Source organism: Pseudomonas sp. VMV1 (genome assembly GCF_056790235.1).
Genome location: NZ_JBXGSE010000001.1, coordinates 23388 through 44763, shown reverse-complemented (window position 1 = coordinate 44763; position 21376 = coordinate 23388). Strand labels below are relative to the sequence as shown.

Annotated in this window: 21 protein-coding genes; 10 read left to right on the top strand and 11 right to left on the bottom strand. The window is 62.2% G+C overall.

Annotated elements, in window-relative coordinates; all coding sequences use genetic code 11:
- Positions 1-228: 228 nt before the first annotated feature.
- The 3 genes from ACUCV0_RS00205 to ACUCV0_RS00195 form a co-directional block, all read right to left on the bottom strand.
- Positions 229-507, bottom strand: coding sequence for a hypothetical protein (locus tag ACUCV0_RS00205; protein WP_482211719.1), 279 nt, complete (start codon positions 505-507; stop codon positions 229-231).
- 473 nt (positions 508-980) lie between these two features.
- A complete protein-coding gene (locus ACUCV0_RS00200) occupies positions 981-1484 on the bottom strand; it encodes a hypothetical protein (protein ID WP_482211718.1) in 504 nt (167 codons plus the stop codon).
- Positions 1485-1653: 169 nt separating this feature from the next.
- Complete coding sequence (locus ACUCV0_RS00195; RefSeq protein ID WP_482211717.1) at positions 1654-1893, bottom strand: hypothetical protein; 240 nt, start codon at positions 1891-1893, stop codon at positions 1654-1656.
- Between the two features lie 605 nt (positions 1894-2498).
- Here ACUCV0_RS00195 and ACUCV0_RS00190 point away from each other — a divergent pair.
- Positions 2499-2816: a hypothetical protein gene (locus ACUCV0_RS00190; RefSeq protein WP_482211716.1), complete on the top strand. Its 318-nt coding sequence runs from the start codon at positions 2499-2501 to the stop codon at positions 2814-2816.
- A 112-nt stretch (positions 2817-2928) separates the two neighbouring features.
- Positions 2929-3306, top strand: a complete 378-nt coding sequence (bamE, locus tag ACUCV0_RS00185) for an outer membrane protein assembly factor BamE domain-containing protein (protein ID WP_482211715.1) — start codon at positions 2929-2931, stop codon at positions 3304-3306.
- Between the two features lie 125 nt (positions 3307-3431).
- On the opposite strand, the gene ACUCV0_RS00180 is transcribed toward bamE, so the two are convergent.
- The 4 genes from ACUCV0_RS00180 to ACUCV0_RS00165 all read right to left on the bottom strand — a co-directional run bounded on the left by ACUCV0_RS00180 (position 3432) and on the right by ACUCV0_RS00165 (position 7417).
- Positions 3432-3911, bottom strand: a complete 480-nt coding sequence (locus ACUCV0_RS00180) for a hypothetical protein (protein ID WP_482211714.1) — start codon at positions 3909-3911, stop codon at positions 3432-3434.
- Positions 3908-4234 carry a hypothetical protein gene (locus tag ACUCV0_RS00175; protein ID WP_482211713.1) on the bottom strand — a complete coding sequence of 109 codons (327 nt, stop codon included), beginning with the start codon at positions 4232-4234 and terminating at the stop codon, positions 3908-3910. The genes ACUCV0_RS00180 and ACUCV0_RS00175 overlap by 4 nt, the downstream gene beginning before the upstream one ends.
- A 772-nt stretch (positions 4235-5006) precedes the next feature.
- Positions 5007-6161, bottom strand: coding sequence for an SDH family Clp fold serine proteinase (locus tag ACUCV0_RS00170; RefSeq protein WP_482211712.1), 1155 nt, complete (start codon positions 6159-6161; stop codon positions 5007-5009).
- A gap of 752 nt (positions 6162-6913) precedes the next feature.
- Complete coding sequence (locus ACUCV0_RS00165) at positions 6914-7417, bottom strand: hypothetical protein (protein ID WP_059313860.1); 504 nt, start codon at positions 7415-7417, stop codon at positions 6914-6916.
- A 293-nt stretch (positions 7418-7710) separates the two neighbouring features.
- Between ACUCV0_RS00165 and ACUCV0_RS00160 the strand changes: the two genes are divergently transcribed.
- The 3 genes from ACUCV0_RS00160 (at position 7711) to ACUCV0_RS00150 (ending at position 8804) form a co-directional block, all read left to right on the top strand.
- Positions 7711-7881 carry a hypothetical protein gene (locus ACUCV0_RS00160; RefSeq protein ID WP_482211711.1) on the top strand — a complete coding sequence of 57 codons (171 nt, stop codon included), beginning with the start codon at positions 7711-7713 and terminating at the stop codon, positions 7879-7881.
- Positions 7882-7916: 35 nt separating this feature from the next.
- Complete coding sequence (locus ACUCV0_RS00155; RefSeq protein WP_482211710.1) at positions 7917-8384, top strand: hypothetical protein; 468 nt, start codon at positions 7917-7919, stop codon at positions 8382-8384.
- A gap of 99 nt (positions 8385-8483) precedes the next feature.
- A complete protein-coding gene (locus ACUCV0_RS00150; RefSeq protein ID WP_059313858.1) occupies positions 8484-8804 on the top strand; it encodes a hypothetical protein in 321 nt (106 codons plus the stop codon).
- Positions 8805-8823: 19 nt separating this feature from the next.
- Here the strand turns inward: ACUCV0_RS00150 and lptG are convergent, their stop codons facing one another.
- A complete protein-coding gene (gene lptG / locus ACUCV0_RS00145; RefSeq protein WP_059313857.1) occupies positions 8824-9885 on the bottom strand; it encodes an LPS export ABC transporter permease LptG in 1062 nt (353 codons plus the stop codon).
- The gene (lptF, locus tag ACUCV0_RS00140) at positions 9882-10994 is read right to left on the bottom strand and encodes an LPS export ABC transporter permease LptF (RefSeq protein WP_059313856.1); all 1113 of its coding nucleotides are present in this window, start codon (positions 10992-10994) and stop codon (positions 9882-9884) included. Before lptF ends, lptG begins: the two co-directional genes overlap by 4 nt.
- A gap of 171 nt (positions 10995-11165) precedes the next feature.
- Here lptF and ACUCV0_RS00135 point away from each other — a divergent pair, with 171 nt between their 5' ends.
- The 5 genes from ACUCV0_RS00135 to ACUCV0_RS00115 all read left to right on the top strand — a co-directional run bounded on the left by ACUCV0_RS00135 (position 11166) and on the right by ACUCV0_RS00115 (position 16939).
- Positions 11166-12665: a leucyl aminopeptidase gene (locus ACUCV0_RS00135; protein WP_059313855.1), complete on the top strand. Its 1500-nt coding sequence runs from the start codon at positions 11166-11168 to the stop codon at positions 12663-12665.
- A gap of 211 nt (positions 12666-12876) precedes the next feature.
- A complete protein-coding gene (locus ACUCV0_RS00130) occupies positions 12877-13305 on the top strand; it encodes a DNA polymerase III subunit chi (protein ID WP_059313854.1) in 429 nt (142 codons plus the stop codon).
- 5 nt (positions 13306-13310) lie between these two features.
- Positions 13311-13673, top strand: coding sequence for a hypothetical protein (locus ACUCV0_RS00125; protein ID WP_482211709.1), 363 nt, complete (start codon positions 13311-13313; stop codon positions 13671-13673).
- Positions 13674-13758: 85 nt separating this feature from the next.
- Positions 13759-16590, top strand: a complete 2832-nt coding sequence (locus ACUCV0_RS00120; RefSeq protein ID WP_482211708.1) for a valine--tRNA ligase — start codon at positions 13759-13761, stop codon at positions 16588-16590.
- A gap of 52 nt (positions 16591-16642) precedes the next feature.
- Positions 16643-16939, top strand: a complete 297-nt coding sequence (locus tag ACUCV0_RS00115) for a helix-turn-helix domain-containing protein (protein WP_313649749.1) — start codon at positions 16643-16645, stop codon at positions 16937-16939.
- Positions 16940-16942: 3 nt separating this feature from the next.
- On the opposite strand, the gene ACUCV0_RS00110 is transcribed toward ACUCV0_RS00115, so the two are convergent.
- Both ACUCV0_RS00110 and purL read right to left on the bottom strand, forming a co-directional pair.
- On the bottom strand, positions 16943-17257 hold the full coding sequence (locus ACUCV0_RS00110; RefSeq protein WP_313649750.1) for an NGG1p interacting factor NIF3: 315 nt from the start codon (positions 17255-17257) through the stop codon (positions 16943-16945).
- A gap of 102 nt (positions 17258-17359) precedes the next feature.
- On the bottom strand, positions 17360-21259 hold the full coding sequence (purL, locus tag ACUCV0_RS00105; RefSeq protein ID WP_482211707.1) for a phosphoribosylformylglycinamidine synthase: 3900 nt from the start codon (positions 21257-21259) through the stop codon (positions 17360-17362).
- Between the last annotated feature and the right edge of the window lie 117 nt (positions 21260-21376).

Genomic DNA, 21376 nt, shown 5'->3' with positions numbered 1-21376 from the left:
ATTATATGCATGCATCAGCTAACCTGCTGCTGGTCATATATCCATTAAAGTTGGAAACGGAGCAAGCGAAGATCGGGCTTGAGGCATTGGCTAGGTAAGCGAAACGTGATTCGCAGCACCATGCCGCTTCAGTGAATACCCCCTATGACTGGATGTGGCCGCCTTACCAGCAGGCTAGTAGATTTGTCAGAGCTTGCCTTTCTTGGACACCTGCCACAGGTCCAGGCCCTACCGCCTACGGTATCCAGCAATATCTTCGGCGCTGACGTCGTCTCGACAACACACCGTGTTGTAGCCGCCAGCCCGGCTGTAGGCCCTAAGACGACCACAGCTGCTGCCGTTGCGTGTGTGGTTGTACGAACACGCGCACGGCCCGGGATAGCTGGCGATCGACTCATTAATGATTTGCTGGGCGACCTGATCATCACTAACGAGACCCTGCAGGGCGAAGGCTGGAGCCGCCAACGCGAAGAGCGAGAAGGCGACGGCGAGGAGCTGAGTGCGCATGATGGTTCCTCCCTGGATGCGTCCGATCCTTATCGGCAACGATCGGTATGCTCTTGAGGTAGACGAACGTCAAAATGGGAGGGGGCATAGCGAAACTCTGGGCGCCGCTACTAGGACACCCTCCGCTCCACCGTTTTTTCGCGCCCGCGAAATTACAGATTCTGTCTGAGCGGTACCCGCGAAAATGAGAATGACCTGGGGTGAGCTGAAACCCGGTAATGGCGCTGCTGCTCATCTCTCCTGGTGCTAGCATCTCCCGGCCCGCTGTCATACCTCGCCAGGCAGTCAGCGGGTACCTCGCCGGTTCTAGCCTAGCGATTGTTCGGCATAGCTGGAGTGGGGGTCAGTCGGCGCCGTACCCCATCAACAAACAAATCCGACAGGTTGCGCGGCCTTCAGTCAAAGGCTGGCGTCAACCTCCTTTCGATTTACCAAGTCGGCGAGCACAAAGCCCGAGTGCTACGGCTCTGCTATCAGTTGACTCGAATCAGCTTGAGCCGCTGACTTGCCGGAACCTGGTCAATGGTGATCATAGTCAGATCTTGACCACCGTTCTTGGCCACTACGGGAGCGCCCAGGTCGCCAGTCGACGAGTCGGGCAGCTTATACATCGCGCCAGTCAGCGGGTCGACGATCAGCATGCCGATCAGGCCGCCGAATAGGATGTTGCCCCAGTACCAGCCACTCATGCTGCTGCTGAGCTGCGTGGTGGTGTCGGCATACCCGTCCTTGTGGAAGGTCACGGTATAGGCCTCGCCCTTGAAGTAGCCGCTGCCCGACTTGAGCGTCACGGTACCGGGCGTGGTGCCGGTGTGGACGACTTCGCCGGCGCGATTCTTGACGGTGAAGCTGGCGCCGGCCGGGGTGCTCTTCACGGCAACTGGGTATTTGCTATCACCGACAATGCTTGCGCAGCCACTAAGGGCGAGCAGGCCGGTGGCAGACAGGGCGGAAAGAGTGATACGGAAGGATTTCATGGTGACCCCCTTGGCAGACTACTGGTGCCTTCATTGGCAGTGCCACGTTGCGTGGCGACAGGAAGTCTACTGATCAGTTACACCGACACGACTCCAAGTGGTCGAGCAATATGACCTCTCGTCGATAGCCGACCTAGGTCTGATTGCGAGAGCCACCACGCTTTCTTCATTAGACAAGCAATGGAAACGACGCTGGCGGACGGAGCTTCTTTCTCTTTTGCAGGGTGGACTTGGCTATCACTTGTGCGGCGCTTACCGGCCGGATGCTTTTGCTTTCGAGCCACTGCTCGTACTTCTGCATGCTGTAATAGGTAGTCCTTCCAGCCTTCATCCACACGCCTTCCGGGATCTGGCCGCGGTACCGACGCCCCTGGAGCGCTCTAGACGTGATACCGAGCTCGGCGGCCATCTGGCGCTCTGTTAACTTGTCCCGAGTACTCACCGCCTCAAAGCCATCGAGAGCGATAGGCTCACACTGTTCCTCCACGGAGACCTGGGAACAGCATGGGGCCGATTGAAGCCGGCGAATTACTTCCGCTGCCATGACCTTCACCCGCCTGTCGGAACCGATCATGAAGGGAATGCCGTTTGCCTCAAGCCAGGCGGCCTGAGTATTGGTGCGCTTCGAACCGGAGCTCTGCAGGCGGAAGCAGCTTAAGTACCGGCGTATGCTGCACCATAGCCACCATTCTCCTTACTAGCCTAGGTCCGTACACTCTAGCCCTTCGCTTCGCCGCTGATGAACAGGGCGTCGACCAGCAAGCAGGGAGAGCTATGGAAATCGTCTTGTCATCGCTTATCGGAGTGGCAGGCTTGTGTTGGGCATACGGCTCAGCCGGAGCTGATAGGCGAGCTGAATTTAAGAATTGGCTAGCCGGGACGCTATCTGCGGCGGCCCCTCACGTTAGGTGGCTAGTTCTAAAAAGTCTGTTTCTCACGCTAACCCTCGTTTGCGTCGCGGTGCTAGTGAACGTTTGGATATGGGTCAGTGCGTTCCTGACCAGCGAGCAACCAATGCAGCGCAAGGAGGTGTTCCTTCTATGCATCCAACTGTTCAACGGCCTTACCTACGGATCAGCATTCTTCGCGTTCCTATTCCTCACGATTCGAAAACTCGACACCACAGCTAAGCATCAAGAAAACTTGATGTTTTTTGAACAAGGCGAGCGGCTGGTACTAACTATCGCCGATGGCGCAGATCTGCAGACAGTAGCCCGCCAGATGGCGGATACCGGCATCACTGTCACGTTCAAAAAACTCGAGTCGGGCAAAGCCAGCGTGGTAGCGGAGACACCTCCGCTGGTACTTAGACACGTCGAAAAGCTTTCCTGACAACCGGGCCCCACCCACCCCAGCACAGAATTACGCTCTCAACCTAGAGGTTGGAGCTAGGCTGTGCTGAGCCTTTCCAAACAATCCATCTACTCTATGCAAGGAGGCTTTCATGAAGAGGGCTCTAGCTGTCGGTATGGCTGCCCTGGCTCTGGCCGGGTGCGCTAATCGCGTCGACTACAATAAGGAATCGCTGAACCTTTCGCTTGGGATGAGTAAATCCTCCGTCCAAACAGTGCTCGGAACGCCCAGAAGAACAGACGTCAACCAAGACCGAGAGCGGTGGATCTATTGGAACCCGGCGATGATCGGGTTCACACCCATCGACAATGAGCAGTTGGCTACCGATCGGTTAGTAGTGACGTTCAAGGATGGAAAGGTTATCCGTTGGGGCCAGCAGACGGCGGTTGACGATGCAATGGAGTCCAGCCAGAAGATGATAGAGCGGTCCATGGATGCAGCTCGGCAAACACAGCAGCCTCAGAAGTAGTGCTGGCCGAGCTGTAGACAGAGTTAACCACTCACAAAGCGGCGCATCTAGGCTTGCGCGCCAGACGTCAGATACACGTATCGGCGTGTATTCCGGCAGAGTCTGGTCCTCACAGCGCTTCACTGCTATCTGCGCCAGCGAACGACTGAGATGCCTTTGAATTGCGCAATGGCAAGAGACCCGCGTTCATTGCGCGCCTTGGAGCCAGGACGGGTTAAGGCTGCCTCAACGCTACCTCTGGCGGCTTCATGCATCTCATAGGCGTTGAACTCGTCATCAAGAAGCACAAGCAGCACTGAATCAAATTCCTGTCTTAGATCAATTGACCCTAGGCGCCCAGCCCTGTGGTTGCCCGGAGTGACCTGACGACCTTTGATCTGGATGCGCGCAGGGACGCCGTTGCGGATCTCTGTCGCGTCATAGCCGGCTTGACGCGCCAGGTGTAGCTCAAGCCCTAATAGCCGGGCAGCTTCGTACTCAGCCACCTCTCCGGTAATCCCCAACGGCTTTCCCGTCAGGTCCTTGTAGCGCTTGGCGAGCACTTTTGCCTGTGATAACAGCAGCATCACTTCCGACTCATCTAGCCGGTGCTCTAATTGGCTCATTGGCTACGCTTCTTAGCAACCTGCTTCGCGGCAAGCCCGTACTGCTCTCGGTACGCCAAAATATCATCTGCGCTTACGTCCTCCCGATAGCACACCGTGTTGTAGCCGCCAGACCGGCTGTAGGCGCTACGCCGGCCACAACTGCTCCCGTTGCGAGCGTGGTTGTACGGGCAGGCGCACGGCCCGGGATAGCTGGCGATCGACTCTTTAATGATCTGCTGGGCGACCTGATCGTCACTGATACTACCCTGCAGGGCGAAGGCTGGAGCTGCTAGTGCGGTAAGCGTGAAAGCGAAGGCGAAGGCGAAAAGCTGATTGCGCATGATGGTTCCTCCCTGGATGCGTCCGCTCCTTATCGGCAATGATCGGTATGCTCTTGAGGTAGACGAACGTCGAAATGGGAGGGGGCATAGCGAAACTCTGGGCGCCGCCCCTAGGACACCGTCCGCTCCAACGTTTTTTCGCGCCCGCGAAATTACAGATTCTGTCTGAGCGGTACCCACGAAAAATGAGAATGGCCTGGGGTGAGCTGAAACCCAGTAATGGTGCTGCTGCTCATCTCTCCTGGTGCTAGCATCTCCCCGCCTGCTGCCATACCTCGCCAGGCAGTTAGCGGGCACCTCGCCGGTTCCAGCCTGGCGATTGTTCGGCATAGCTGGAGTGAGGGTCAGTAGGCGCCGTACCCCATTAACAAACAAATCCGGCTGAAGAAGCTGAAATCTGAAAACGCTATTGTAGTGGTAGAAGCTCCGCCGCCGATGCTCAAGCGAATTAAGCATCCGATCGTTACGAGCCAGAGACCAGGCGCGCAGGTACCCTGGCGATCGAAGAATGCACACCGCTGCGGATGGTCATCGGATGTGGACGATGGTCAGTGCATCCAAGGGATAAACCTACCGCTCTGCTGCAGACACAAAAAAGCCCGACCTAATGCCGGGCTTTTGACTAGCTAGCAATCACATAGCAAGGATGACTTCGTTGCCAGCAATCCGAGCTTTCTGACGAGGCTTTGAGGAAGGAAATTGAATGGCCTCAAAGGCCTTGTGCACGATGTCCCGAGACGCCTTTGGAGACGCCTGCTGGATACCAGCAGCTTCATTGAGGGACAGGACCGTCTGAGTCTGTGCTTTCATCGCTTCTCTCCAGTTGTTCGCCACGTTCGCCAGCATCCTTAACAGCTCTGGGCTTTGCTTTCGACGTCGACCTAGATTTTTGGTTCGCAGCCTTCGAGGGTGCTGCGGCAGCCACATCGACTACCTGCTCCTCCTCGACAGCTTCGGCAGGGGCTGAAGCATCCTCGGCGCTCGCTGGGATGCCTAGGGCGAACCGTAGGTCCACAATCAAGGCCTGATTGTTAGACCCACCCATGTAGCTGTCAACGAGTCCCTGCAGCTTTTCGGAGATGATCAACAAATCGTCCGACGGACGAGACACGTTGTTGAAAATTGCCTCCGAAGCTTCAGCACGGTCGATCACAAACCCATGAGATGGATACCCAGTCGTCAATGCATTGACAGCTTCAGGCTTGAGATTGCCGCTCGGGCATCCCTTTGCAAGTCTGTTGCCATACTCGACTGCTATGCGCATCGACCGGGTAAATTCGCCGTACTTCATGATGTCCAGCTGAGCAGTGATTGGACTCATGAGCTGACCAGTAAGGTTTGTGGCGACCTCCAAGGCTTGCTTGGTGCTCAGGCCTCCACCGAAGCGGACATTGAAGAACTGCTGACGGAAAAGGTCGAGGGACTGGATGCTGATCGATTTAAGGGCTTCGATAGGGTTCAGCCCAGACAAACGCTCCCCGAACTCCTCCTTGTTCAGAATCTGGATATCCAACGGCCCCAGCTGCCCCAAGTCATCCATGATGATCTCTGTAGCACCTAAGCAAACCAGCGTGCCAGAGCTTTTACACCAACCATTGATGTAAACAGCAAAGTGCTTGTAGTTGTTCTGCATCAGCCTGCAAATCTGATAGGCAGTATCAGGGTCACCTCCCGGGGTAGTGAGCCACAGGGTCGCCTTATCAGATTTTTGCCTGTTGGCGTTCAGTATCCGAGCGAAATGGGCTTCCTGGCCAAAGGTGATTCCACCCGAGTGAACGTAGAGATCCCCATCGAACCTCGATACGGCGTCACGGAGCTCGTCCCCTTTTGCAGCGTCTTCTGCATCATCATCCACACCGCCACCCGGATGCTCGGACTCAAGACTCAAACAAGAGACGATTTTCGACAGCTGCCGATTCCCTTTCATTATTTCTGCGACCTTTCGTTGAACAGCGATTTGATCTCTTTCGACGCTTGCACAAGAACCTGAAGCTCTACGCGACAAACGGATCGGTGCTAACCCTGCGCTCCGACCTATGGGCCTATGTCTTGTCTTAGTCCCTCATAACCGGCATATGCTTGGCGACAGCCGCTAGCGCACGCCTTCCGTTGAAAACGGCGTGCATGATCGGTTTAAGGGAGTGACTTAATGAATACTGGGCCGCCGGGCATATCTTGTTGGCGACATAGACGCAGGCTGTAGCCTGGACGGATGGGGAAGTGGGGAGAAAAAGGGTTACCGAGGTGGTCAGGAGGTACCGCATTGCCTGCATCCTTGCGAGGGCTTCCATGGGTAGAAGCATCGCATAGAGAAGCGAGAATCTGGCATATCTTCGTCGGCGACGACTGGTTACACGGTATGAGCCTAGCGCCGCATCCAGTCGGATGACCTAACGCCAACGCGGGCAAATGTGAGTAGGAATGTGAGTATCCAAAAAATCAAAAAATACAGAAACCCAGCAATCTAGAGACTTTTAAGACCTATCTTCGAGTCTCCCCCGGGCACCAAGCAGCATCTTCCAGGCACCCCTTGCGATTTTTGGAAGCCGAAAAACCGCCCTTGAGGCGGTTTTTTTGTGCCTGTAACTTCCGCTTGCGAATATCAGTCGGACCAACAAGCCGTTCCGCCCTACCCAGCGTGCAGACAGACAGAAAGGCCCGTTCAAAACGGGCCTTTTTTCAGTTCACTCGAATCAGCTTCAATCGCTGGTCGACTGGCACCTGATCGATGGTCAGCATCGTCAGGTCCTGCCCGGAGGTCTTGGCCATGACAGGTGCGCCCAGATCACCGCTCGAAGAGTCCGGCAGTTTGTACATGGCACCCGTCAGCGGATCGACGATCAGCATGCCGATCAGCCCGCCGAACAGGATATTGCCCCAATACCAGCCGCTCATGCTGCTGCTGAGCTGGGTCGTGGTGTCAGCGTAGCCGTCCTTGTGGAAGGTAACGGTATAGGCTTCACCCTTGAAGTAGCCACTGCCCGACTTGAGTGTCACGGTTCCGGGCGTGGTGCCAGTATGAACAACCTCACCCGAACGGTTCTTGATGGTGAAGCTGGCCCCAACGGGCGTGCTTTTCACAGCGACGGGATACTGGCTATTACCGACGATGCTCGCACAGCCACTCAGGGTGAGAAGACAGGCGGCGGACAAAACAGAGATGGTGGTACGAAAGGCTTTCATGCTGACTCCCTTGGCAGACTTCCAGTGCCTTCATTGGCAAACTGCGTTGCACAGCGGGCAGCATTTTACCTTATGAGAATTACGTCACAATCCTCCGACTATATCCGTACGACCGTCTGTCGTCTCAACAGGCGATAACGACAGACCCGATGAGCTTGCTAGAGCCCCTTCTACAATGAGCAGCCGGTGATGCCTCGCCGCCTTCAAAAGGTACAGCTCAGGTACTATCAAAACGTGACTCCAAAATTTTGGAAGCCTAGCGTCCATTCCCTGAACCTACGAAAGTACGTACGTTGAAAACTCTGCTTCTGGGCCTCGCCCTGCTACTGACCGGTTGCAGCCACTACAGCAATGCCGGTCCGCTCTGCGAGCCCAGTCCACTGAGCGGTGAGGACTGCAAGAACCGGCAGCCGGTCGGCAACTATCTGATGGACAAGTATCGGGAATGGCAACGTTACCAGTAGGCTGCCGTTTGCTTGAGATTTGCCGAGATAAGACCATGCACCGCTCCCCTGCCCTGTTACTCGCCCTGCTGCTGCCCCTGGGCGGCTGCGCCGTGCAGCAACCGGCCAATCCAGCTGACGCAGGTACTGAGCTGAGCCGCTCGCCCAGCTGGACCCTGCAGGCCCGGTTGCACAGCGCGCTCTATGGCTGCGAATTGCTGGTGTTGCATGGCAACAACGCTCGCCTAGCAGGCGAGCAGGAGCGCCTGGCGGACTTTCGTCAGCGGCTGAGCCGCTGTCAGGCTGAGGCTGATGCTCAGGAGGAGAAGGCTACCGGTGAGTTGCCTGCAGGCCAGGATCGGCTGCTGCGCAATGCGCAGAAGGCCTATCTGGCCGCCTGGCAGACCTATCTGGCGACGCTGACCATCGATCATCCAGCCGACCTGCAGCGCAAACAGTCATATCTCAAGGCGCGATCGATGTTGCTGGACGTGGCGACGAAAGAAGCGGGTACTCGTCCCTAGCCTGGAGGACGACCACTGAGCCAGCTGACAATCGGCAGCTGAATCCGCAGGGCAAAGCGTGCAATAGTAAGACTTCGATATGGACGCGAGATCTTGCACATGGAAACGCTCTCCCCCCTTTCCCAGGTGGCGGTCAAGGACCTGGAAACAGCCCAGCCTCCGACCCGCCTCTCCCCCGACTTCATCGAGCGCCTGCTTTCACGTTGCGAGACGCGCATGGGCGAGATGGAAGACTTTGCCGACATGAGTCCGGATCTGCGACTGATCCACATGCAGAACGTCGATCTGCTAGTGCGGACCGTGGTGGGCGAATGCCGTGATCGCGACCAGATCCGTCGCGTGCAACGGATCCTGAGCTTTTGCGAGGAGCACGCCGGCTGGCTGCAGCTGCAGCCAGTGGCACGCAAGGGCGCCGCCTGAGCGACGCCGCCGACGGGCCCTAGCCGGCCCGTCGCAGCAACAGCACCCCAGCCACGGCGCAGAGCAGCGCCGGTGCCAGCACGGCCAGCAGCGGCGAAAAGCCGAATACCAGGCTGGACGGTCCCAGCAGGTCCTGGAAGATCCGCAGGGCGAAGCCGATGATCACGCCGGTGAAGATCCGCTGACCCAGGGTCACCGAGCGCAGCGGGCCGAAGATGAAGGAGATCGCCATCAGCACCAGGGCGGCGGTCACCAGCGGCTGGAAGATCTTCGACCAGAATGCCAGCCAGTAGCTCTTGTTGCTCAGGCCCTGATCGGCCAGGTAGTGGATGTACCACCACAGTCCGGAGATCGACAGCGCATCCGGTTCCATGATCACGGTGTCGAGCACCTGTGGGGTCAGCTCGACGTTCCAGATCACCTTGGGCTCCTGGCGGACGCTGGTCTGGCGATTGCCGAAGTCGGTGATGCTGACGTTTTCCAGCTCCCAGTGATCGCCGCGATAGATACCGCGCTGGGCGAAGCTGGATTGCAGCAGGTGGCGATTGTCGTCGAATTCGTAGCGGGTCACGCCCAGGAGCAGGCCGTTGGGTTGTACGGCGTTGACGTGGGTGTATTCGTGGCCCTGGCGATGCCAGAGGCCGTGCCGCGAGCTCTGCGCCTTGCCGGCGCTTTGCGCCAGGGCGCGACCGCTCTGCGCCAGGTTCTCCGACCAGGGCGCCACGTACTCGCCGACCAGGATGCCGGCGATGAGCAGCACGAACATCGGCTTCATCACCGCCCAGACGATGCGCCCCAGGGAAACGCCGGCGGCGCGCATCACGATCAGCTCGCTGCTGCTGGCCAGGGTGCCCAGGCCGATCAGGCAGCCGATGAGCGCAGCCATGGGCAGCATCTCGTAGGCCCGCCGCGGCGTGGTGAGCAGGACGAACTTGAGGGCCTCGGCGACGCCGTAGTTGTCATCGAAGTCGCCGAGCTGGTCGATGAAGGCGAACAGCAGGGCCAGACCGACGATCACGCCCAGCACCGCGAGGATGCTGACGAAGACGGTGCGACCTATGTACCAGTCGAGCTTGTTCATGCCGCTACCTCCGGCTTGCGACCGCGCAGACGCGCCGTGAGCGGTTCCCAGAAGGCCAGCAGCAGGCCCAGCACCAGGAACAGCAGGTGCACACCCCACAGACCGATGGCCGGCGGCAGGCGGCCCTTGTCCAGGGCACCACGAGCGGCGATCAGCAGCGACAGGTAGGCCATGTACAGCAGGATCGCCGGCAACAGCTTGAGGAAGCGGCCCTGGCGCGGATTGACCTTGGACAGGGGCACGGCGATGAGGGTCACGACGAACACCAGGATCGGCAGCGACAGCCGCCATTGCAGCTCGCCGCGATACTGCAGCTCGTTGCTGCGCATGAGTTCGCCGGTGGTGACGGCGTCACGCTCGCTGATGTCTTCACTCACCTCCGGCTTGGGCAGCAGGACGCCATAGGTGTCGTACTGCACCGCACGGTAGTCGGCCTGGCCCGGCACGCCGTCGTAGCGGAAACCGTTCTGCAGGATCAGGTAGCGACTGCCATCGGGATGGATTTCCTGACGCCCGGTATCGGCTACCAGCACGCCCACGCCGCGGTCCTTGCCGCCCGCGGCGGAGGTGTTGCGCTCGGAAATGAAGACACCGCCCAGTTGGCTGCGATCCGCCGACAGGCGCTCGGTGTAGGTGACCCGCGAGTTGTCCCTCAAGGATTGGAAGCGTCCCGGCTCAAGGGTGTCGAACTCGGTCATGGCATCCTGCTGGTTGAGGATGCTGGTGACCTTCTGCACGCCCAGGGGCGCCAGCGACAGGCTCAGCCAGGCGACCACCAGGGCGACCACCGCCGCGGGGGCCATGCTGTAGGCCAGCAGGCGGCGCGGGCTCAGGCCGGTGGCGGTGAGCACGGTCATCTCGCTGTCCAGGTACAGCCGGCCGTAGGCCAGCAGGAAACCGAGGAACAGGCCCAGCGGCAGGATCAACTGCAGGAAGCCGGGAATCCGGTAGGCCATGATGAGCAGGAGCACGCCCGGATCCAGCAGGCCCTGGGCCGCCTGGGCCAGGTACTTGATGAAACGGCCGCTCATGATGATCACCAGCAGCACGGCACTGACCGCACCGAGGGTGGTGAGAACTTCTCGAGACAGATAGCGGAAGACGATCAAACAGGATTCTCCAGGGTTGTCAGGCTCTGGCGCGAACGCTCACACTAGCTCGGTTGCAAGGCTGGCGTCGCAAGGCCCACCCGTTGAAGGCCGATCGCCGGGAAAGGTCCTGGCGAAAGCCCCGCATTATATCCTGCGAACTCATGTGTTTGTCTTGGGGAGCTTCTCCTAATGGAATTCGTCGTCAAAAACGCTCGTCCGGAAACCCTGAAAACCGCCACGCTGGTCGTGGCCGTCGGTGAAGGCGGCGCGCTCGACGCAGCGGCCAGCGCCGTGGACGCTGCCACCTCCGGCGCCCTGAGCGCGGCGGTCAAGCGTGGTGACATCGCCGGCAAGGCCGGCCAGACCCTGCTGCTTACCAATCTTTCCGGTATCAAGGCCGAGCGCGTGCTGCTGGTGGGTAGCGGCGCTACCGAAGGCCTTTCCGACCGTCAGTACCGCAAGCTGGCCAGTGGCGCCCTGGGCGTGCTCAAGAGCCTGGGCGGCAGCGACGCCGCCATCGCCCTGGGCGATGTGCCGGTCAAGAATCGCGACGGCTACGCCCGCCTGCGCCTGCTGGCCGAGACCCTGGCCGATGGCGATTACGTCTTCGACCGCTTCAAGAGCAAGAAGGCCGAGCCGCGCCCGCTGAAGAAGCTGACCCTGGTCACCACCAAGGCCTCCCAGCCGGAGGCCGAGCGTGCCCTGGCCCACGCCCTGGCGATCACCCACGGCACCGCCTACGCCAAGGACTTCGGCAACCTGCCGCCAAACGTCTGCAATCCGGTCTATGTGGCCGATCAGGCCAAGGCCCTGGGCAAGCAGTTCAAGGACGCCGGCCTCTCCGTCGAGGTGCTCGACGAGAAGAAGATGCGCGAATTGGGCATGGGTTCCTTCCTCGCCGTGGCCCAGGGCAGCGCCCAGCCGCCGCGTCTGGTGGTGCTGCAATACAAGGGCGGGTCCAAGAATGCCCAGCCCTACACCCTGGTCGGCAAGGGCATCACCTTCGACACCGGCGGCATCAGCATCAAGCCCAGCGCCGGCATGGACGAGATGAAGTACGACATGTGCGGCGCTGCCAGCGTCCTGGGCACCTTCCGCGCCCTCATGGAGCTCAAGCCGGCGATCAACGTGGTGGGCCTGCTGGCCCTGGCCGAGAACATGCCCAGCGGTACCGCCACCCGTCCGGGTGACATCGTCACCAGCATGAGCGGCCAGACCATCGAGATCCTCAACACCGACGCCGAAGGCCGGCTGGTGCTGTGCGACACCCTCACCTATGCCGAACGCTTCCAGCCCAAGGCCGTGATCGACATCGCCACCCTGACTGGCGCCTGCATCACCGCACTGGGTTCGCTGGTCTCCGGCCTGATGGGCAACGACGATGCCCTGATCGACCAGGTCAAGCAGGCCGGCGATCGTGCCGACGACCGTGTCTGGCAACTGCCGCTGCACGAGGAGTACCAGGAGCAGCTGGACAGCCCCTTCGCCGACATGGCCAACATCGGCGGTCCCAAGGCGGGCACCATCACCGCGGGCTGCTTCCTGGCGCGCTATGCCAAGGCCTATCCCTGGGCCCACCTGGACGTGGCCGGCACCGCCTGGATCAGCGGCGGCAAGGACAAGGCCGCCACCGGTCGTCCGGTCCCGCTGCTGGTGCAGTATCTGCTCGACCGCAGCAACGAGGCCTAAGCACCTGATCAAAGTCTGCTGCGCGTCGGCCAAACGGCGTTGAAAATGGCTTCGGAATGCTCATTTACCACTCGTAAACTCCGCTTCCTCAGCCATTTTCGCCTTGTTTGGCTCTAGCTCGCGAGACTTTGAACACGCGCTAAAGCCTATAGAGGCCGCGACGCCCCTACGTCGCGGCCTTGCCGTTTCCCTCTTCTCCGCGTGATCCTCCATGACCCGTGTCGATTTCTATGTCCTGCCCTCCACCGATCCCGCGGCGCGGCTGGCCTTCGCCTGCCGGCTGGTGGACAAGGCCTGGAAGCAGGGCATGCCGGTCTATGTGCATTGCGCCGACACCGAGCAGCGTCAGCGCCTGGACGAACAGCTGTGGGCCTTCCGCCCCGACAGCTTCATTCCCCACGACTTGGCGGAAACCGCAAGTGACAGTCCGGTGGTACTCGGCCTGACCACGCCCGCCGAGCAGACGGGCGAACTGCTGATCAACCTGACCCTGGCCCCACCGCCCTGCCATGCGGGTTTCGCCCGGATCGCCGAGGTGGTCGTCGAGGCCCCCGACGTGCGCCAGGCGATGCGCGAAGGTTTTCGCTTCTACCGCAAGCTTGGCTATGCTCTACAGGACCATCAGTTGTCGCGTGTCTGATATCCATGACCAGCACCAAGCCTCCCGCGCACGTCCTGCAAGACCTTGAAGCCATCCGCCAGGTGCTCGACAAGAGCCGTAACACGGTCCATCCGAGCAGCGCCGACGGTATCCCCATCCTGTCCGATGTCATCGCCCCCAGCGCCGAGCGGCTCAAGGCCATTCCGCCGCTGCTCGACCAGATCGTGCCGGAGTCCATCGAAGACGTGACGCCCAGCGCGCCGCGCGAAGACCTGGCCCACGTCCGCCTGCGCCAGGAGGCACCGGCCATCCTGCAGGAACTGCTCGACGAGCAGCTGCCGCGCCTGGAAGCCGAACTGCAGCGCCGCCTGGCACAACGCCTGGAAGAACTCCTGCAACGCTCCTGAGCCGACGGGCAAGGCGCCCTGCCGTCGGCGGGCTGGAGTCGCTATACTCGGAGGCTTTCCTCTTCCAGCGACAAAAGCCCCCTCCATGGACAAGACCTACCAGCCGCACGCCATCGAAACCTCCTGGTACCAGACCTGGGAACGCCAGGGCTACTTCGCGCCCCAGGGGTCGGGCGAGCCCTACACCATCATGATCCCGCCGCCGAACGTGACCGGCAGCCTGCACATGGGCCATGGCTTCAACAACGCCATCATGGATGCCCTGATCCGCTTCCGCCGCATGCAGGGTCGCAACACCCTCTGGCAGCCGGGCACCGACCACGCCGGCATCGCCACCCAGATGCTGGTGGAGCGCCGCATCGGTGCCGAGGGCCTGTCGCGCCATGACCTGGGCCGGGAAAAATTCCTGGAAAAGGTCTGGGAATGGAAGAACGAATCGGGTGGCAACATCAGCCGGCAGATCCGCCGCCTGGGCTCCTCGGTGGACTGGTCGCGCGAACGCTTCACCATGGACGACGGCCTCTCCGAGGCGGTCAAGGAAGCCTTCGTACGCCTGCACGAGGACGGTCTGATCTATCGTGGCAAGCGCCTGGTCAACTGGGACACCAAGCTGCACACCGCCATTTCCGACCTGGAAGTGGAAAGCCATGACGAGAAAGGCCACCTCTGGCACCTGCGCTATCCCCTGGCGGACGGCGCCCGCACCGCCGAGGGCATGGATCACCTGGTGGTCGCTACCACCCGCCCCGAGACCCTGCTGGGCGATGCCGCCGTGGCCGTGCATCCGGAAGATTCACGCTACAAGGATCTGATCGGCCAGTACGTCGAACTGCCCCTGGTGGGCCGCCGCATCCCCATCGTCGGCGACGACTACTGCGACCCCGAATTCGGCACCGGCTGCGTCAAGATCACCCCGGCCCACGATTTCAACGATTATGAAGTCGGCAAGCGCCACAACCTGCCGCTGATCAACGTCTTCGACGCCGACGCGGCCATCCTGCCTGGTGCTCAGGTGTTCAACCTGGACGGCAGCGTCAACGGCATGTTCGACGCCACCCTGCCCGAGGCCTACGCCGGCCTGGACCGCTTCGAGGCGCGCAAGCGTATCGTTGCCGACCTGGACGCCGCCGGCCGCCTGGAGAAGATCGAGGACCACGCCCTCAAGGTGCCCAAGGGCGACCGTTCCGGCACCGTGATCGAGCCCTGGCTGACCGACCAGTGGTACGTCTCCACCAAGCCCCTGGCCGAGAAGGCCATCGGCGTGGTCGAGAGCGGCGAGGTGCAGTTCGTGCCCAAGCAGTACGAGAACATGTACTTCAGCTGGATGCGCGACATCCAGGACTGGTGCATCAGCCGCCAGCTCTGGTGGGGCCACCGCATTCCCGCCTGGTACGACCAGGCCGGCAACGTCTATGTCGGCCGTGACGAGGCCGAGGTACGCGCCAAGCACGACCTCGGTGACATCGCCCTGCGCCAGGACGATGACGTCCTGGATACCTGGTTCAGCTCCGGCCTCTGGACCTTCTCCACCCTGGGCTGGCCCGAGCAGACCGAGGCGCTGAAGACCTTCCATCCCACCGACGTGCTGGTCACCGGCTTCGACATCATCTTCTTCTGGGTCGCCCGGATGATCATGCTGTCCACCCACCTGACCGGGCAGATCCCCTTCAAGACCGTCTACGTCCACGGCCTGGTCCGCGATGGCCAGGGCCAGAAGATGTCCAAGTCCAAGGGCAACGTGCTCGATCCGCTGGACATCGTCGACGGCATCGACCTGGAGACCCTGCTGCAGAAGCGCACCAGTGGCCTGATGCAGCCCAAGCTGGCCGAGAAGATCGCCAAGCAGACCCGCGCCGAATTCCCGGATGGCATCGCCAGCTACGGCACCGACGCCCTGAGATTCACCTTCTGCTCCCTGGCCACCACCGGCCGCGACGTCAAGTTCGACATGGGTCGCGTCGAGGGCTATCGCAACTTCTGCAACAAACTGTGGAACGCGGCGAACTTCGTCATGGAGAACGTAGAAGGCCAGGACACCGGCGTCAACGACGAACCCGTGGAGCTGTCTTCGGTGGATCGCTGGATCATCTCCCAGCTGCAGCGCACCGAGGCCGAGGTGACCCGTCAGCTCGACGCCTTCCGCTTCGACCTGGCTACCCAGGCCCTCTATGAATTCGTCTGGGACGAGTACTGCGCCTGGTACCTGGAACTGGTCAAGCCGGTGCTGTGGGACGAGAACGCCTCCATCGAACGTCAGCGTGGCACCCGCCGCACCCTGGCGCGGGTCCTGGAAGTGGTACTGCGCCTGGCGCATCCCTTCATGCCCTTCATCACCGAGGAAATCTGGCAGCGCCTCAAGGCGCCGGCCGGTGTCCAGGGCGAGACCCTGATGCTCCAGCCCTGGCCGGTGGCCAACGAGGCGCGCATCGACGCCGCCGCCGAAGGCGACATCGAGTGGGTCAAGGCGCTGATGCTGGGCGTGCGGCAGATCCGTGGCGAGATGAAGATCTCCATGGCCAAGCGCATCGACATCATCGTCGCCAACACCAGTGCCGAGGACCAGCGTCGCCTGGCCGACTTCGAGCCGCTGCTGAACAAGCTGGCCAAGCTGGAATCGGTCCGCGTCCTGGCCGCCGGCGAGGAAGCACCGATGTCCGCCACCACCCTGGTCGGTGAGATGGAAGTGCTGGTGCCCATGGCCGGGCTGATCGACAAGGACGCAGAACTTACGCGCCTGGACAAGGAGATCGGCCGCCTGGAGGGCGAGGTCAAGCGCGTCGGCGGCAAGCTGGCCAACGAAGGCTTCGTCGCCAAGGCCCCGGCCGAGGTGCTGGAGAAGGAGCGCGCCAAACTGGCCGAAGCCGAGCAGGCCCTGGCCAAGATGGTGGAACAGCGGCAGCGCATCGCCACCCTCTGATGCCCCTGAAGCCCACCCTCGCGGTGGGCTTTTTCTTGACCGGAAGATTTTCATGGACGTAAGCAAGACCAAGACCAGCTTCTATCGCCGGCTCTATGTGGCCTGGCTGGTGGCCAGCGGCACCGCCACCAGCGTACCCGCGCTGATGGCCGCCACCGGCATGCCGCGGCGTACGGCCCAGGACACCCTGCTGGCCCTGGCCGATCTGGATATCGACTGTCAGTTCGTGCAGGGCGACGGCGCGCGCAACAACGCGGGCGGCTACGAGATCCGCGATTGGGGCGCGGTGGATCCACGCTGGGTCGAGCGTGAATTGCCGCGGATCAAGACGGTTCTGGGCTATCCCTGAACCTTAGAAATCCAGCACCTGCACCACGTCGTAGGCCGGCGTTTCATAGGGATGCACCTCCTTTAGCGCCGCCACGGCCTGGCGGGCGACCTGTTCATCGCCCAGTACCAGCTCCACTCGCCATTCCGTTAGCTGTTCGAGACTGCCCTGCTCGCCCAGGTGCGGTTGGCTGCCTGGCAACGGGCGAAACTGACCGAGGCCCTGGACCTGCCAGCAGCAACTGTCATAGAGCCCGATGCGGCCACCGCCGACAGCAAAGATCGCCTGCTTGACGGCGTCGAGGTGCGAGTCGGGGACATAGAAACACAGCTTGAACATCGAGGACTCCGGAAACGCTGGATGGTCCCTTCAGCTTAAGCCCTTCCCAGAAAGACGAAACCCGCGCCGAGGCGCGGGTTTCGTCAGGCGCAAGCCGTGGACTCAGTCCACCCAGACCCGGGCGTTGCGGAACAGGCGCATCCAGCCGCCGTCCTCGCCCTGCCAGTCGGCCGGGATCCAGGAGTTCTGCACGGCGCGGAAGCAGCGCTCGGGGTGCGGCATCATCAGCAGCACGCGACCGTCCTGGCTGGACAGACCGGTGATGCCCAGCGGCGAACCGTTGGGGTTGGCCGGGTAGGCCTCGGTGACCTTGCTGTGACCGTCCACGTAGCGCAGCGCCACGGTGCCGGAGACATCGGCGGCAACCAGCGCCTGCTGGTCCGGGTACTCGGCGAAGCCTTCGCCGTGGGCGATGGCGATGGGCAGCCGCGACCCGGCCATGCCGGCGAGGAACAGGGATGGCGAATCCTGCACCTGGACCATGGCCACCCGCGCCTCGAACTGCTCAGAGCGGTTGCGCACGAAGCGCGGCCAGAATTCGCTGCCGGGCACCAGCTCGCGCAGGTTGGCGACCATCTGGCAGCCGTTGCACACGCCGAGGGTAAAGGTGTCGGTGCGCTCGAAGAACTGCTGGAAGCCGTCACGGGCGCGGGCGTTGAACAGGATGGACTTGGCCCAGCCACCGCCGGCACCGAGCACGTCGCCATAGGAGAAGCCGCCACAGGCGACCACGCCTTTGAAGTCCGCCAGGTCGATGCGACCGGAGAGGATGTCGCTCATGTGCACGTCGATGGCGGCGAAGCCGGCGCGATCGAAGGCCGCGCCCATCTCCACCTGACCGTTGACGCCCTGCTCGCGCAGGATGGCGACCTGGGGCCGCACGCCCTTCTTGATGTAGGGGGCGCAGATGTCCTCGTTGGGATCATAGGCCAGCTTGGCCGACAGACCCGGATGATCCTCTTCCAGTAGGGCGTCGAATTCCTGCTGGGCGCAGTCGGCGTTGTCGCGCAGGCGCTGGATCTGGAAGCTGGTTTCGCTCCAGACGCGCTGCAGCATGCGCCGCTCGGCCCGGTACAGGTGCTCGTCGTGGTAGTGGATGTTGATCTCGTAGCCGTTGACCGGATTGCCGATCACCGCCACGCAATCTTCCAGACCAGCCGCGCTGAACTGGGCCAGCACCTCGTGGGTGAAGTCCTGGGGCACCTGGATGACGGCGCCCAGCTCTTCGGCGAAGAGCGCGCGGGTCAGTTCGTCACGGTCGGCGGCCAGGGCGTCCAGGCGCAGGGCCAGGCCGCAGTGACCGGCAAAGGCCATTTCCACCACGGTGGTGATGAGGCCACCATCGGAACGGTCGTGGTAGGCCAGCAACAGGCCATCCTGGTTGAGGCCCTGGATCACCGCGAAGAAGGCCTTGAGATCTTCGGCCTCGTCGACGTCGGGAGCCTGCTGGCCGAGCTTGCCATGGGTCTGGGCGAGGATGGAGCCGCCCAGGCGATTCTGGCCACGACCCAGGTCGATGAGGATCAGGTCGGTCTGGCCCTTGTCCAGGCGCAGCTGGGGGGTCAGGGTGCGACGGATGTCCTGCACCGGGGCGAAGCCGGTGATCACCAGCGACAGCGGTGCGGTGACGCTCTTGTCTTCGCCGCCGTCCTGCCAGCGGGTCTTCATGGACATGGAGTCCTTGCCGACCGGGATGGTGATGCCCAGCTCCGGGCACAGCTCCATGCCTACCGCCTTGACGGTTTCATAGAGGCGCGCGTCTTCGCCCGGGTGGCCGGCGGCGGCCATCCAGTTGGCGGAGAGCTTGATGTCGCCGAGCCTCTCGATGCGCGCGGCAGCCAGGTTGGTGATGGTCTCGCCGATCGCCATGCGACCGGAAGCGGGCGCGTCGAGCAGCGCCAGTGGGGTGCGCTCGCCCATGGCCATGGCTTCGCCGGTATGGACGTCGAAGCTGGTGGCGGTCACGGCGCAGTCGGCCACCGGGACCTGCCAGGGACCGACCATCTGGTCGCGGGCGACCAGGCCGGTGATGGTGCGGTCGCCGATGGTGATCAGGAAGCTCTTGCTGGCCACCGCCGGGTGACGCAGCACACGCTCCACCGACTCGGTCAGGTCCAGGCCGGCGCCGTCGAAGGCGTCGCCCAGTTCGGCTTCACGGGTCGCGCTGCGGTGCATGCGCGGCGGCTTGCCGAGCAGGACGTCCAGCGGCATGTCCACGGCGTTGTTGCCGAAGTGGCTGTCGGCCACGGTCAGCTGGCGCTCCTCGGTGGCCTCGCCGACCACGGCGAAGGGGCAGCGCTCGCGTTCGCAGATGGCCTTGAAGGTCTCGAAGTTTTCCGCATCCACGGAGAGCACGTAGCGCTCCTGGGACTCGTTGCACCAGATCTCCAGCGGGCTCATGCCTGGCTCGTCGTTCGGCACGTTGCGCAGTTCGAAGCGGCCGCCGCGACCGGCATCGTTGACCAATTCGGGGAAGGCGTTGGACAGGCCGCCCGCGCCTACATCATGGATGAAGGTGATGGGGTTGTTTTCGCCCAGCTGCCAGCAGCGGTCGATGACCTCCTGGCAGCGGCGCTCCATTTCCGGGTTCTCGCGCTGCACCGAGGCGAAATCCAGGTCGGCGGAGCTGGCACCGGTGGACATGGACGAGGCGGCGCCGCCGCCCAGACCGATCAGCATGGCCGGACCACCGAGCACGATGAGCTTGCCGCCCACCGAGATGTCGCCCTTCTGCACGTGGTCGGCGCGGATGTTGCCCAGGCCGCCGGCGAGCATGATCGGCTTGTGGTAGCCACGCACCTCGGGACCACGCGGGGTCTCGACCTGCTGCTCGAAGGTGCGGAAGTAGCCGGCCAGGGCCGGACGACCGAATTCGTTGTTGAAGGCGGCGCCGCCCAGCGGGCCTTCGATCATGATGTCCAGCGGGGTGACGATGCGCTCGGGCTTGCCGTAGGGCTGCTCCCAGGGCTGCTCGAAACCGGGGATGTTCAGGTTGGAGACGGTGAAGCCGGTCAGGCCGGCCTTGGGCTTGGAGCCGCGACCAGTGGCACCTTCGTCGCGGATCTCGCCGCCGGAGCCGGTGGAGGCGCCGGGGAAGGGGGCGATGGCGGTCGGGTGGTTGTGGGTCTCCACCTTCATCAGGATGTGCACGGGCTGGCTGTGCGCCCCGTATTCGCGGGACTCGGCGTCGGGGTAGAAGCGCCCGGCGGTGAAGCCTTCCATGACCGCGGCGTTGTCCTTGTAGGCGGACAGCACACCGGTGCGGTTCATCTCGTAGGTGTTCTTGATCATGCCGAACAGCGACTTCTCCTGGCTTTCGCCGTCGAGGTCCCAGCTGGCATTGAAGATCTTGTGCCGGCAGTGCTCGGAGTTGGCCTGGGCGAACATCATGAGTTCGATGTCATGGGGATTGCGCCCCAGGGCGGTGAAGCTCTTGACCAGGTAGTCGATCTCGTCCTCGGCCAGGGCCAGGCCCAGCTCCAGATTGGCCTGCTCCAGGGCAGCGTGACCACCGCCGAGCACGTCCACCGCGGTGAGCGGCTTGGGCGCGGCATGGCTGAAGATGTCGGCGGCGGCGTCCAGGGTCGGCAGCACGCGCTGGGTCATGCGGTCATGCAGGGCCGCGGCCAGCTGCTCGTGGGCAGCGGCGTCCAGTTCGCCGGCGACGTAGTAGGCGACGCCGCGCTCCAGGCGCTCGATCTGCGCCAGGCCACAGTTGTGGGCGATGTCGGTGGCCTTGCTCGACCAGGGCGAGATGGTGCCCAGGCGGGGCACGATGAGGAACAGCGCGCCGCTGGGTTCCTGCTGGGGGACGCTGGGGCCGTATTGCAGCAGTCGGCCGAGGATGCCCTCTTCCTCCGCGCTCAGGGTGCCGGCGACTTCGGCGAAATGAACGAACTCGGCATAGAGCCCGGAGACACCGGGAACCAGGCGAGTCAGCTGGTCGAGAAGTTTGCCGTGACGGAACGAAGAAAGAGCGGGAGCGCCGCGCAGGATCAGCATCGGGGACAGCCTCGGGGCCAAGTCACTTTGGGGCCGTGCATTCTAGACTAAAGGCGCGCCGGGGACACCTTCCGGCGACGAGGGTTCATGCAGCCTTACCACCACCCTTGTATGTAT

Bases quoted from the DNA above. Each gene is read 5' to 3' on its own strand.
- ACUCV0_RS00205 (WP_482211719.1), bottom strand. From the start codon at position 507: ATGCGCACTCAGCTCCTCGCCGTCGCCTTCTCGCTCTTCGCGTTGGCG.
- ACUCV0_RS00200 (WP_482211718.1), bottom strand. From the start codon at position 1,484: ATGAAATCCTTCCGTATCACTCTTTCCGCCCTGTCTGCCACCGGCCTG.
- ACUCV0_RS00195 (WP_482211717.1), bottom strand. From the start codon at position 1,893: ATGGCCGCCGAGCTCGGTATCACGTCTAGAGCGCTCCAGGGGCGTCGG.
- ACUCV0_RS00190 (WP_482211716.1), top strand. From the start codon at position 2,499: ATGCAGCGCAAGGAGGTGTTCCTTCTATGCATCCAACTGTTCAACGGC.
- bamE (WP_482211715.1), top strand. From the start codon at position 2,929: ATGAAGAGGGCTCTAGCTGTCGGTATGGCTGCCCTGGCTCTGGCCGGG.
- ACUCV0_RS00180 (WP_482211714.1), bottom strand. From the start codon at position 3,911: ATGAGCCAATTAGAGCACCGGCTAGATGAGTCGGAAGTGATGCTGCTG.
- ACUCV0_RS00175 (WP_482211713.1), bottom strand. From the start codon at position 4,234: ATGCGCAATCAGCTTTTCGCCTTCGCCTTCGCTTTCACGCTTACCGCA.
- ACUCV0_RS00170 (WP_482211712.1), bottom strand. From the start codon at position 6,161: ATGAAAGGGAATCGGCAGCTGTCGAAAATCGTCTCTTGTTTGAGTCTT.
- ACUCV0_RS00165 (WP_059313860.1), bottom strand. From the start codon at position 7,417: ATGAAAGCCTTTCGTACCACCATCTCTGTTTTGTCCGCCGCCTGTCTT.
- ACUCV0_RS00155 (WP_482211710.1), top strand. From the start codon at position 7,917: ATGCACCGCTCCCCTGCCCTGTTACTCGCCCTGCTGCTGCCCCTGGGC.
- ACUCV0_RS00150 (WP_059313858.1), top strand. From the start codon at position 8,484: ATGGAAACGCTCTCCCCCCTTTCCCAGGTGGCGGTCAAGGACCTGGAA.
- lptG (WP_059313857.1), bottom strand. From the start codon at position 9,885: ATGAACAAGCTCGACTGGTACATAGGTCGCACCGTCTTCGTCAGCATC.
- ACUCV0_RS00135 (WP_059313855.1), top strand. From the start codon at position 11,166: ATGGAATTCGTCGTCAAAAACGCTCGTCCGGAAACCCTGAAAACCGCC.
- ACUCV0_RS00130 (WP_059313854.1), top strand. From the start codon at position 12,877: ATGACCCGTGTCGATTTCTATGTCCTGCCCTCCACCGATCCCGCGGCG.
- ACUCV0_RS00125 (WP_482211709.1), top strand. From the start codon at position 13,311: ATGACCAGCACCAAGCCTCCCGCGCACGTCCTGCAAGACCTTGAAGCC.
- ACUCV0_RS00120 (WP_482211708.1), top strand. From the start codon at position 13,759: ATGGACAAGACCTACCAGCCGCACGCCATCGAAACCTCCTGGTACCAG.
- ACUCV0_RS00115 (WP_313649749.1), top strand. From the start codon at position 16,643: ATGGACGTAAGCAAGACCAAGACCAGCTTCTATCGCCGGCTCTATGTG.
- ACUCV0_RS00110 (WP_313649750.1), bottom strand. From the start codon at position 17,257: ATGTTCAAGCTGTGTTTCTATGTCCCCGACTCGCACCTCGACGCCGTC.
- purL (WP_482211707.1), bottom strand. From the start codon at position 21,259: ATGCTGATCCTGCGCGGCGCTCCCGCTCTTTCTTCGTTCCGTCACGGC.